Origin of the sequence: Longimonas halophila (genome assembly GCF_002554705.1) — a bacterium.
In the GTDB taxonomy this organism is placed as follows: domain Bacteria; phylum Bacteroidota; class Rhodothermia; order Rhodothermales; family Salinibacteraceae; genus Longimonas; species Longimonas halophila.
The window spans coordinates 216779-229011 of sequence record NZ_PDEP01000006.1 but is presented as its reverse complement, the minus strand read 5'-3'; the positions used below and the strand labels follow the sequence as shown (position 1 = coordinate 229011).

The 12233-nt window shown below is 62.5% G+C and carries 8 protein-coding genes; 3 read left to right on the top strand and 5 right to left on the bottom strand.

The genetic code is table 11. The features are described 5' to 3' along the window. Window positions 1-5: 5 nt before the first annotated feature. From CRI93_RS08175 to CRI93_RS08165, 4 genes are all read right to left on the bottom strand, one after another. Window positions 6-248, bottom strand: coding sequence for a DUF433 domain-containing protein (locus CRI93_RS08175; RefSeq protein ID WP_098062130.1), 243 nt, complete (start codon window positions 246-248; stop codon window positions 6-8). Window positions 249-503: 255 nt separating this feature from the next. Further along, window positions 504-881 (bottom strand): hypothetical protein, encoded by a 378-nt coding sequence (locus CRI93_RS08170; protein ID WP_098062129.1) that lies wholly within the window; start codon window positions 879-881, stop codon window positions 504-506. A 149-nt stretch (window positions 882-1030) separates the two neighbouring features. After that, window positions 1031-1189: a hypothetical protein gene (locus tag CRI93_RS15370; protein ID WP_176521783.1), complete on the bottom strand. Its 159-nt coding sequence runs from the start codon at window positions 1187-1189 to the stop codon at window positions 1031-1033. 32 nt (window positions 1190-1221) lie between these two features. Continuing rightward, window positions 1222-1737 (bottom strand): hypothetical protein, encoded by a 516-nt coding sequence (locus CRI93_RS08165; protein ID WP_217992513.1) that lies wholly within the window; start codon window positions 1735-1737, stop codon window positions 1222-1224. Between the two features lie 342 nt (window positions 1738-2079). On the opposite strand from CRI93_RS08165, the gene CRI93_RS08160 reads away from it, so the two are divergent. After that, window positions 2080-2901 (top strand): alpha/beta fold hydrolase, encoded by an 822-nt coding sequence (locus CRI93_RS08160; protein WP_176521782.1) that lies wholly within the window; start codon window positions 2080-2082, stop codon window positions 2899-2901. On the opposite strand, the gene CRI93_RS15365 is transcribed toward CRI93_RS08160, so the two are convergent. Beyond that, complete coding sequence (locus CRI93_RS15365) at window positions 2885-3538, bottom strand: OmpA/MotB family protein (protein ID WP_176521781.1); 654 nt, start codon at window positions 3536-3538, stop codon at window positions 2885-2887. The two genes, CRI93_RS08160 and CRI93_RS15365, sit on opposite strands and share 17 nt — an antisense overlap. Window positions 3539-3737: 199 nt before the next feature. Here CRI93_RS15365 and CRI93_RS15360 point away from each other — a divergent pair, with 199 nt between their 5' ends. Together CRI93_RS15360 and CRI93_RS08150 are read left to right on the top strand one after the other, a co-directional pair. Further along, entirely contained in the window at window positions 3738-4091 is a 354-nt protein-coding gene (locus CRI93_RS15360; RefSeq protein ID WP_176521780.1) for a hypothetical protein, read from the top strand. 348 nt (window positions 4092-4439) lie between these two features. After that, window positions 4440-12206 carry a LamG-like jellyroll fold domain-containing protein gene (locus tag CRI93_RS08150; RefSeq protein WP_176521779.1) on the top strand — a complete coding sequence of 2589 codons (7767 nt, stop codon included), beginning with the start codon at window positions 4440-4442 and terminating at the stop codon, window positions 12204-12206. The last annotated feature ends 27 nt before the right edge of the window (window positions 12207-12233 follow it).

Genomic DNA, 12233 nt, shown 5'->3' with positions numbered 1-12233 from the left:
ATGTGCTATGCAGCTGTCAGCGGCATGAAGCTCGACTCCGAGAGCGAGCGAGCGCTAAATAGCAAGCATGCCCGGATGTCCTCGCGGGTAAGGCTGGAGTACTCCTCAAGAATCTCTTCTTCGGTGGCCCCATGGGCCAGCACGTTCAGGACGTACTCCACAGTCAGGCGCGTACCTTTGATGACGGGTTTGCCCGTCATCACCTCGGGGTCGAGCGTGATGCGTTCCAAGAGTTGCTGATCATCCATAGCGCTGGGGGCGTTTTTTCCGGAATGAAACTAAACAGCTTGTTGCAAACCGGCACCTTCGCGACAAGTTTGCCCAAAGCGTTATAACGGCAAAGCTCTGTGGTAAAGGCACCGGTAACCTATCAAGCAGACACCAGAAGCGCCACCTATTTCGGGCCCACCGAGAAGCCCCGCGTCCTTCGCCCGCAGCAGCGTAGGGGCGTATGCATTCTATCTGCCTGCCACACACCGTCGAAACGAACTTGTGCCGCAGAATCAGGAGAAGAGAAACAGGAAAAGCGCCGTCAATGCTCCTATCAACGCAAACGTTGCAAGCAAGGCTCGGATGCCATTCCACGGCGTCGCCTCCGCGACCGGATCTCCGGCCTCTGCATCGATGTCCTCCTTGGAGCGCGGCAGCATTTCAGCCTCCTGCAGCGCCTCGTGGGCCTGCTGGGCTACATTGCCGAGCACGACGAGGTGGACCCCGTGGATCCCCTGCAGCTCCGGGTGCATGCCGCCGGCATCATCGACACGGATGGAGGCCGAGATGCCGGCATCGTCGAGGTAATCGCGGGCCATCTCGGCATCGTGGCGTGTTGGGTAGGAGGCAACCACGGTGGACTGCTGCTGTGTGGATTCGTCCTTGGTCATGGCTCTTGGGAGATGGGTATGAAAGGATGAGACATATGCACAAACCCGCCCGGTGCTATGCCAACAAAGTACACATCGCACGTTATGCGGGGCGGATGGCGCACAGAGTACCATGAAAGTATAGCCAAGCGATGGGCCGGGTGCAAGCCTCACATGGGGCGTTCGGGGAGGCGGCGGTGGTTGCCCCGCGAGCTGGAGCGTGTGGACGGGTGTGGATTGCCCGCGCGGGCTGTGCGGCTTTTGGGGCGCATCGGAGTGATGGGGCGCGGTGCGATCTGCACGTTGGGGCGCTGACTGGTGGCTTCCATCTGGCCCTGAATACGCGTCCTTCTGCCTGACGCTACAGCGCGTGGCGTGAGCTGCCGTTCTCTTCTTCATGGGCGGCACGCTGGAACAGTAGGGCGGCGCCTATCCACAGCGCGGCGAAGAACGCGTTTCCGAGAAGAAGCGCTCCCCATCCGCTTGCTGCACCGCCTATGTCAGCGATTATGGCCCCTGTGGTAATGGCCATCTGCGCCAGCGCCGTTGCGAACAGCGTCTGGGCTATGCCGCGTGCGCTGAAGCGCGCACCAAGCGCCCCGATGAGCGCGACAGCCAGTACGCCGCCATACATCAGGTTGGCAGTGTTGCCTGCTGCGTCGATGAGTCCGACCGCACCGTTCGCCCAGATGAGCAGGCATGTGGTGGCAAGGGCCGCTGCGCTGGCAGCGCGATACGCCGTGCTGGTGGTCGTTCGCATGGCACCCTCCAGGACCAATCCGGTGCCAACCAAGAGAACACCGGCGAAGGCGAAGTCACTTCCGGTCCAGTTGACTGTTTCGGTGAACTGCATCGCAATCAGCGGCAGAAGGAGCACGCAGGCAACCGTTGTCCAGGCAATGATCCGCCAGCGGCGCCTGCGCGCACTGCTTCTGCTTTCTGGATCCCCCTTTGCTGCGTTGCGAGCGTGGTCTGTCGTCATTGCTTGTGCATTGTATCTGATTGTGGGAGGCGCGTGAAGCTGCTTGATCGCGTCGGCATGGATAAAGTTCTTCCGGGTAGCCGACATGATGGGCTGCAGCGGAGAATTTGATGGGGCAGATTGATGCAACGCCCCGCGACGGCAGTTGGATGATCGGCTTCTTTGATGCAGGACACTTCCGCCCGCTCGATTCGTTATCCCAATGCTTCCCTCTTGCCTCAATCCCTCCGTATCCCTATGACAACGACCCTTTCGCTCCGCGACATTACGCTGCATGTGCGCGACACTGAGACCAACGGTCCGCCGCTGCTGATGGGACCGAGCTATCTGCTGACGCACCGCGTGTTTGATGCGCTGATTGAGACGCTGCAGGACGACTATCGGTGCATTACGTGGGACTGGCGCGGGCAGGGCGCCTCAGCGGTGCCTGATGACGACTATGGCATCCCGAGTCTGGCGGCGGATGTGACGGCGCTGATGGACACGCTTGATATTGAGCAGGCGACCTACCTGGGCCATTCAATGGGCGGATACGTGGGCTTTCGCCTCTTGCTCGACCACCCGGATCGCATTTCGCGGGCGGTGCTTATGAACACGCAGGCGCAGGCCGAATCGACGTTGCAGCGCATGAAGTACAACGCGCTCCTCAAGATTGTGGAGACGACCGGCTACGCGCCAGTGATTGACCAGGTGGTGCCGCTGCTCTTGGGCGAGCGCTACCGCGCGGAGCATCCTGAAGCGGTGAATGCCTGGCGCGAGCGCATGAAAAGCAACGCGCCCAGCGGTACCGTGCGACTGGGCCACGCGATCTTTGGGCGCGACAGTGTGCTTGCGGAACTGGGACGCGTGGCGCATCCGGTACTCATGCTGGCCGGATCCGACGACGCGGTCGTGCCCCTCGATAATGTACGCGCCACCCACGACGCGCTGCCGAACAGCACCATGGTCATTGCACCCGGAAGCGGACACAGCACGCCCATTGAGCAGCCCGATACCGCAATGAACGCAATCGCACGCTTCTTCGAAGAAACTGCCGAGACGACTACTCCCCAGCCGTAGTGGGTTGTCCGGCGGGAAGCACGGCTACGCGCACGCGGCGGTTTTCGCTGCGGCCCTCGGCGGTTTCGTTGGTCGCAATGGGCTGGTACTGACCGAAGCCAACGACCTCGAAGCGATTGGGGGCCAGTTCGTGCGTCCACTGCAGGTGGCGCACCACAGCGGAGGCGCGGGCAGCGGAGAGCTCCCAGTTACTGGGGAAGCGCTGACTGAGGCGATCGCCAATGGGTTTGTCGTCGGTGTACCCCTCCACGCGCACCACGCGCTCTGCGTACTCGCCCCGCAGACGCTGTGCGACATCCACCAGGCGCTCCACGCCTTCGCTGGTAAGCTGGGCGCTGCCGCTCTCGAAGAAGAGATCGGTAGAGAGCACCTCAATGGTTTCGCCGCGTCGCTGCTCCTGATCGGAGAGGCGGCTGCGCAAGCGCGAGTTTTCCTGACGCAGGTTCGACAGCTCGCGCTCCATCGACGCGATCTGGGTTTCGAGCTCGCTGATCTCGGATTCCAGGCTTTGCATCTCGGCAGGGTCGATGCCAGGCTCCGACGACTTGCAGCCGGTGGCAACGAGCATCACAAGGACCACGCTGACGCATCCAAGCATGCGTGCAAGGCCAGACAATGAAGAAGCAGAGCGGTTCATAGGAGAAGCCGGGTCGAGTATAAAGGCGGATGCAGAAGGTGTATATACGGCATGTGCGTACAACATGCAGATCGGGCGCGTCTTTTGCAATAGATAACACAATACTTTCGCATCCTTCTGGGCTTTCGTGAGCAACCGGGGCACAACACGCTGCTTACGCTGTACAGAACACATCCCCATGAAAAGGCCCTCTGCTGCTATGGCGCTCCCTCCCCGTCCGGCCCGGTCCCGCCCCCCATCGGTGCTGCAAGCCAGCGACATTGTGAACGAGCATCCGTGGACGCTGATGGCATCGTTCGCGTTTCTGACGTTGTTTATCCTGGCGGTGCCTATTGCGCACATCTTGCCCCTGCATCCGACCACCGAAATGATGGTGCTCTGCGGACTCCTGGCGGCCTGCCACATTATGAACTGGCCGATGCTGTCGCTGCGCTGGCGCCTGTGGTTTCGCGGACGCCTTTCGGTGCAAGCTGCGCTGCTGCTCACCTTCACCCTCATGGGTACGTTCGGCTTTCCGTTCTACATCCTGTTCACGAGCCTGACGGCAAGCTGATTCCAACGGGTTGGCCAGGGCCCTCTGTCGTTGCCCCCCCCCTGAGTCGCCGTTCAACGAGTGCGTGCAGTGTAACATCTTTGTCGCTTCAGTGCGTCCTCAAGTCAATATGCGGGGCGCGAAGCAAAGGGGCTACCTGTCCACCTTGCATTTCTGTGCCGCAGATGTAATTATCAAGAAGGAAGACGACACCGTTCTGTCGCCTCTCTTTCGAATCGCCTCTGCTACTTCCCCATGGTTGCCTTGAGCATAGGGGTCTGCACCGGCCTCGTTGTGTTGTACGCATTCTCTTCACTTCTCAGCACCTGTCATAGTACATGCCGACTCGGCGGAACACGCTGCACTGGATTGCCTGTCTTAGCGGCAGCCGTGCTGCTCCTGGCAGGAGGATTTGCCTCCAGCGTGCAGGCCCAGACCGTGTACCACGTCACCGAAGATGGCACAGGCGACGGCTCGTCGTGGAGCAACGCCACCTCGCTTTCGGATGCGCTAAGCACCGCCACGGGCAGCGATGCGATCGTCATTGCCACCGGCCGCTACCTGCCCACGGACGATGCCACCAACCGCAGTGCTCGCTTCACCATTGATGGCAGTCAGGACGGGCTGGCCGTCTACGGCGGCTGGAACGGCTCGGAAACGTTCACAGGGGTGGCTGATGTCGAAAGCCAGCTCGACAGCCGCGACCTGGAGGCCAACCCGACGGTGCTCTCGGGCGATATCGACAACAACGACGCCACCAATAGCGACGGCATCACCGAAACCGCCAGTGACATCAGCGGAGGCAACAGCAACACGGTGCTCTACCTGGACGGCAGTACGGGCGGCACGATTACATCCAGCACCGTGGTAGATGGGGTAACGCTTACCGGAGGACAAGAATCGGGCACGGCGGACCTCCCCACTCCTGAGCGTTCTGGAGGAGGCGCCTACTGCGACGGACAAGGAGCGGGAAACGAATGCAGCCCCACCTTCCAAAACGTCAACTTTATAGGGAACTCTGCTGATTTAGGGGCGGGTCTTCTCAACAACGGATTCGAGAGCGGTACCAGTAGCCCGCAACTGCAGCGTGTCATCTTCCGGCAGAACGACGGCGCAGCAGCGCTTTACAATCTGGGCGCGGAGAGCGGCAGGAGCGCTCCGGTGATCACTGACGGGCTCTTTGACAGTAATTCGGAACGCGCTGTATTTAACAATGCAGATTCGGGAGGAACGTCCAGTCCCACGTTCAGCAGAACAACATTCCGAAATAACTCCACTGATAGCGATGGGGCTGCCCTCTACAATACGAATGATGAGGCGGGCACCGCTCGTCCTGTGCTTACGAACGTCGTGTTTGCCAACAACACGGCCGACTTCAACGGCGGCGCTATTTACAATACCCCTAGCATCGACGGCACCCTCAACTTGCAGATCACCAATGGGCTGTTCGTCAATAACTCCGCACGCAGTGCCGGTGCGATCTTCCTTCGATTTGGTAATCACACCTTCACGAATGTAGCCTTCGTTGGCAATTCTGCTGAGCAAGACGCCGGTGCGATCTATGATGACGGGGCCGAGACCGACATTGTTAACAGCATCTTATGGGGCAATACCGCCTCGGATGAGGGCGCGTCTATTTACACGCTATCCTCCACCACCGAACTTCGCCATACCCTCATTGAGGGCGGCCTGGATGGGCCCAAGGTGGGTGGTTTAAATGATCTTGTTGACGGGGGCAACAATCTGAGCGATGCTCCGCGATTCTCGAATATAAACGATCCAGTAGGCCCCGATAACGTGTTTGGCACCACGGACGATGGGCTGCGCGTCCAGCTGGAGTCACCGGCTCTTGATGTGGGCGATGACAGCGCGCTGCCCAGTGGGGTTACGACCGACCTACTGGGTGCCAATCGCATTCAAGACTCAAACAGCGACGGCACTGCAGCCGTGTCGCTTGGTCCCTACGAGGAGGGCGTACCGGGCGCGAATCTACGCCTTGCAGCCCAGCCCGCTGAGGAAACCGCCCGTTTTACGCTGGCCAACCGGGGCACAGCGGGCGTCACCGACGCTGAGGTCGACCTCGGGCTTCCCGCGGGTGTGTCGGCCTCGTCGCCCAGCGGCGCGGGCACCGTCAGCAGTGGCGCATGGACGGTTGATGTCCCCGCCGAGGACTCGGTTTCGGTGACCGTGTCGCTCACCCGTGATGAAAGCGCCGAGAACGGGCTGCTGACCTCCACCGCCCAGCTTGACCTTGAGAGCTACACGGTCAGCGAGGGCGGCACCGACTCCACACGGCCTGAGGACGCCGAGGCCGACTGGACGCTGCTTGAGCCGCCCTACGGCTCGGGCACGGCCCTTGCGCTTGACCGAGACATCGAGACCTACTTACGTGCAGATGCAGTAAGCAGCGCGCTGGCTGATGAAGCCTTTACCATGGAAGCCTGGGTGCGCCCCACCGGCACCAACGACCAGGCCGAAGGCGTGCTCTCGCTCCACGACACCGATGGCAACGCGCAGCACGTGCTCTTCTACGAACCCAGCGGCACGGGAGACACCAGCACGGGCCGCTTTCGCTACGACGACCCCGATAGCGGCTCCATGTACAGCAGCGATGCCTTTGCGGCTGGAGAGTGGCACCACGTCGCCGTGGTCGTCCGCGATGACGACAGCGGCGCGCTCTACGTCAACGGCACCGAGGAGGCGACTTTCACCACCAGTACGCGCCCCGCCTCCGACGGGCGGTTTACCGTCGGGCAGGCCTGGAACGGCGACACCGCCAGCAATTTCTTCGGCGGATCCGTCGATGAGGTGCGCCTGTGGAGCACAGCCCGCACCGAGACGGAACTCCGCACCACCCAGCACGAAACCGTTGACAACATACAGCCCGGCCTGGCCGCCTACTATCGCCTGGACGCGGCCCAGTCCAACCAGCGCCGAGACGCGGATTTCTCGGGCACCACGGCCTATGACCTGGCTCGCGGACGCAATGCCACGCACGTAAACAGCCCGCAATGGACCGGGGACAGTGCCCCGCTTGGGCAGGAGAGCGTCGTGGTGTCCGCTGGCGAAACGGCATCGGTCGGTCCCACAAGTGCCGAGCTCACAGCGACCAGCACCACAGCCCGCACGACGCTCTACCGCTACGGCGATCCCGGCGCTGCGGTCTTCACCGGCGATGCGGTGCCCTTCCCGGGGGGCGAGCGCACCAACGTGGTGTGGGGCGCGGTGCCCACGGGCGCTGCCGACCTGGAGCTGGCATATGACAACGTCACCGTGCCCAACGCAGCCGAGGTCGGGCTGGGCGCGCGGCGCTCGCCCGCTGATCCGTGGCAGGTGCGTCCCGAGGATCCGGGCGGCGGGTCGGTTACGATCCCCAATCTGGAGGCTCCCGGCGAGTTGACCCTGTACGACAGCCGCCCGCGCCTCCTCTACGTGGATGAAAGTGCGTCGGGAGCGGGCAACGGCTCGTCATGGGACGATGCCTACCCCGAATTGGCCACGGCCTTTCGCCTGTCCACCGGAAACGACGTGATCGTGGTCGCTGAAGGGCGCTACCTACCCACGGATGACGCCACCGACCCCGATGCTGCGTTCGAAATCGAGGGCGCGAAAGACGGGCTTGCCGTCTACGGCGGCTGGGCGGGCACCGAGTCGTTCGATGGGCCCGGTGATGTGGAGAGCCAGCTCGATACGCGTGACATTGACGCCAACCCGGTGGTCCTTTCCGGCGACATCGACGACAACGACACGACCACCGACGGCGTCACCGAAACCGCCAGCGACATCAGCGGCACGAACAGCCACACGGTGCTGCACCTGGACGGGACCACCGGCGGCCCGATCACCGACGCCACGGTACTGGATGGGCTGGTGATCACCGGCGGGCAGGCCAACGGCGCTTCGGGTAGCGCCTCTACGCAGGGCGGCGGCGCGTATTGCGACGGCACTGGGGCCGGCAACGAATGCAGTCCCACCCTGGAGAACCTCACGTTTGCGGGCAACACCGCCTCCGATGCGGGAGGTGCACTGCTGAACAGTGGAACAAGCGGCGGGGTGAGTAGCCCGCGCATTACAAACGCTACCTTTACAGGGAATCAGTCCGGAGGCAACGGCGGCGCACTGCTGAACGACGGCAGCGATGGCGGCACAAGCAGCCCGCCGTTGACCAATGTCACCTTTACGGATAACGAGTCCGAGGGCGATGGCGGCGGTCTGCTGAATGATGGCAGCGAAAACGGCACGAGCAGTCCGGAGATTACAGACGTCACTTTTACGGGGAACCAGTCCGGGGGCGGTGGCGGCGCACTGCTGAATGATGGCAGTGATGACGGCACGAGCAGTCCGGAGATTACAGACGCCACCTTTACGAGTAACGAGTCCGGGAGCGATGGCGGCGCGCTGCTAAACGACGGCCGCGATGGCGGCACAAGCAGCCCGCCGTTGACCAATGTCACCTTTACAGACAACCTCTCTGGAGGCGACGGGGGCGCGATCTACAGCGTGGCTCGTACGGACGGGACCAGCCAGCTGGACATCACCGATGCAGTATTCGCCGACAACATCGCACGCGCAAAGGGCGGAGCCATCTACAGCAACGGCGAGTCGGGAGGCACCGTGCGGCTGCGCATCGACCAGGCACGCTTTACATCGAATGCTGCGGATCGCGGCTCCACCCCCTTTTTTAACACTGGCGGTGCGCTCTCCATCAGCGGCGCCGATGCGACGCTTGAAGTAACCGAAACGGCCTTCCACAACAACTATGCGGTCGGGGGCTTAGGCGGGGCCATTTACATGTCCTATATGGATGGTAGCACCGGACAGCTCCAGGTGGATCGCGTCACGTTTGTCGGAAACGCGACGAACGTTGGAGGCGCTCTGGCGGCCACTGTAGGCACGAACATCAACAGCAACGCCGATATCGACATCGATATTCAAAACGCCGCCTTCACAAGCAACGAAGCAGATTTCTCAGGGGGAGCCGTCCGGCTGGCAGCAACTGGAAGCAACGCAACCGTCACGGCAACAATTGCGAATGCCCTTTTTGCAGACAACGCGGCCATCAATCCCGATGAGGAATCATTGGGAGGCGCTTTTCGAATCAACACCGTTGATGAGGGTACAGTCAGCACCGAACTCATCAACACCACCTTTGCCACCAACAGTGCTGACAAGGGCGGGGCGCTGTATGCCCGGCGTGCAGATGCAAGCGGAGAGTTCGTCAATGTACCGGGCGGCCCGAACGAGGTCACGTTCACCAACAGCATCCTCTGGGGCAATACCGCCTCCACCAGCGGCGGCGCCACTTATAACGAGGGCGGCACCGTTGCTCTGGGGTACACCCTCATCGAGGGCGGTGTCAACGGCCCCAACACCGGTGGCAATGCCAACACCAACAACGGCAACACCCTCGATGCCGACCCGCTGTTTGCCGATGCGACCCGTCCCCCAGGCGCTGACGACTCGCTCCGCACCGTTGACGATGGCCTGCGCCTCCAACCCGGCTCCCCCGCGCTCAACGCCGGCGACACCAGCGCGCTGCCCTCGGGCGCCGATACCGACCTGTTGGGCGAAGACCGGGTGCAGGGCGGCACCGTGAGCCTGGGCGCTTACGAACGTTCGTTGTACGATGGGCCCGTCTACCACGTGGACGCCGACGCCTCGGGCACCGGCGACGGCTCTTCGTTCGACCTGGCGCTTTCGGATCTGCAGACCGCCCTCGACGCGGCCACGGGCGACGATGTCATTGTAGTCGCCGACGGGCGGTACCTGCCGACCAGCGATGCCTCCGGCCGCGACGCGCGCTTTGAAATCAGCGGATCCCAGGACGGCCTTGCTGTCTATGGCGGGTGGACTGGCACGGAGACGTTCACTGATGTATCCGACGTGAAGAGCCAGCTCGATAGCCGAGACCTCCGCGCAAACCCGACCGTTCTCTCCGGCGACATCAACGACAACGACGACACGAACAGCGATGGCGTGACGGAAACCACCGAGGACATTGACGGCGCTACTGATGTCGCCGACGGAGAAAACAGCTATACCGTGCTCTACCTCGACGGCGCTACGGGCGGCAACACAATCACGACCGATACCGTGCTCGACGGGCTGACCATCACCGGCGGGCAGGCCAACATGACCGGAAATCCTGCATCGCTATCGGGCGGCGGCATCTTTTGCGACGGAAACAACTCCGATGCGCCAAGCGCATGCAGCCCCACGATTGCTAACGCCGTCTTTGCGGGCAACTATGCCTCTACGTTTGGAGGAGGCTTGTACAATAATGGGCAATTTGGCACCAGCAGTCCGCATATTGCCAACACAGCCTTCACCCACAACGCGTCCAACTTTTCCGGCGGCGCGATCTACAACGACGGCACCCGCGGCGGCACGGCCAGTCCGCAGATCGAAACCGCGGTGTTCGCTAACAACGTTGCTGACTTCAATGGTGGCGCGATGTATAATTACGGCGGCGATACCACCGTGGAAGGCGGAACGAGTAGTCCATCCATCACAAACACGGTGTTCGTCAACAACACTGCCAACAGTGGAGGCGCACTCTACAGCATCGGACAGACGGGCGTGAGCAGCCCCCAAATCACCAACTCCACGTTCACGGGGAATTATGCCGACCGCGAGGGCGGGGCGCTCCTTAACTTTGGCGATGACGGCACCAGCACACCGGTGCTCACCAACAGCATTCTGTGGGGCAACGGGGCCGACATCAACGAGAAGCGAGACGGCGGCGAGATACGCAACAACAGCGCCTCGGCTATCCTGCAGTACACGCTCATTGAGGGCGGGGTGAATGGAGACGGCGTTGGGGGCGATCCCAACACCGACAGTGGCAACAACCGCGATGCCGATCCGCAGTTTGTGGATGCGAGCAATCCGCCCGGCGATGACGGCCGCTTCGGCACCTCTGATGACGGGCTGCGTCTGGGCGCGGGCTCTCCGGCACTGGCCCGTGGCAGCTTCGCTCCGTTTGCCACCGGTGGGATCGCCGAGGCCCTCACCAAAGACCTCGCGGGCCGATCCCGCATCTTCGGCGCCCGCCCCGACCTGGGCGCCTATGAGCGCACCGAGGTCGAGACTACCGACACGGACATTGCCGATGCCAGTGGACTGCTCGGCTACCTGGACCCCTCAGGATTCGAGGGTCTCGTGCTGCTGCGCGACAATGCCAGCACCACCGGCGGCCTCACGCTCACCCGCAGCAACACCGCTCCCAGCGACCCCGGCGGCGAGCTGCCCGAGAATGTGGCCCCCTTCACATGGACAGTGAACTCGGGACTCGACACCGTCCCCACATATGACCTGGTGATAAACACCGGATCCATCGAGGGCATTGGCGACTTCGACGCGCTCCAGCTCTACAAGTCCGACGACGGCGGCACCACCTGGAACCGCGTGGACAACTTGGGTGGCACAATCGTGCGCGATGCCGACCGGGGCGTCGTCGCCGTCCAAGACCTGACGGGCTTTAGCCAGTTTGCCCTCGCGAGCAGCGAGGACAGCAACCCGCTACCGGTTGAACTGGCCCAGATGGAAGCGACCTACGACGGCGGCGAGCAAGAGCGCGTCACCGTGCAGTGGGAAACTCGCTCCGAGACGAATAATGCGGGTTTCGAAGTGCAACGCCGTGCCGCCGATGGATCTGGGTCCGTAGAGACATCCCACCGGGGCGTCTCTACAGCCGAATCGTGGGAAACCATCGCGCAGGTCGACGGCGCGGGTACCACCGATGAGCCGCAGTCCTACCGCGTCGAGGACACGGACCTGCCCTACGCCGCCGATAGCCTGCGCTACCGCCTCCGCCAGCTCGACGCCGATGGCAGTGCTACACTCAGCGATCCGGTGACCGTAGCCCGGAATGTCGACCAGGCTGAGCTGCTCCCGACGTATCCCAACCCCACGCGCTCACAGGCCACCGTGCGATACGCCGTGCCTGAGCGTCAGGCGGTGGAGATTGCCCTCTACGACGTGCTGGGGCGGCGCGTGCGAACAGTCACTGACGGCCGGGCAGAGGGCCGCACCGAACAGACGATGGACGTGAGCGACCTGGCCAGCGGTACCTACTTCCTGCGCATGCAGACCGAGAGCCACACCGAAACGCAGCGGGTGACGGTGGTGCGGTAGACCGCTTCACGGTAACGTGCAAGGTTG

Excerpts from the sequence above, each read along its gene's own strand:
- CRI93_RS08175 (WP_098062130.1), bottom strand. The coding sequence starts at position 248 with ATGGATGATCAGCAACTCTTGGAACGCATCACGCTCGACCCCGAGGTG.
- CRI93_RS08170 (WP_098062129.1), bottom strand. The coding sequence starts at position 881 with ATGACCAAGGACGAATCCACACAGCAGCAGTCCACCGTGGTTGCCTCC.
- CRI93_RS15370 (WP_176521783.1), bottom strand. The coding sequence starts at position 1,189 with ATGGAAGCCACCAGTCAGCGCCCCAACGTGCAGATCGCACCGCGCCCC.
- CRI93_RS08160 (WP_176521782.1), top strand. The coding sequence starts at position 2,080 with ATGACAACGACCCTTTCGCTCCGCGACATTACGCTGCATGTGCGCGAC.
- CRI93_RS15365 (WP_176521781.1), bottom strand. The coding sequence starts at position 3,538 with ATGAACCGCTCTGCTTCTTCATTGTCTGGCCTTGCACGCATGCTTGGA.
- CRI93_RS15360 (WP_176521780.1), top strand. The coding sequence starts at position 3,738 with ATGGCGCTCCCTCCCCGTCCGGCCCGGTCCCGCCCCCCATCGGTGCTG.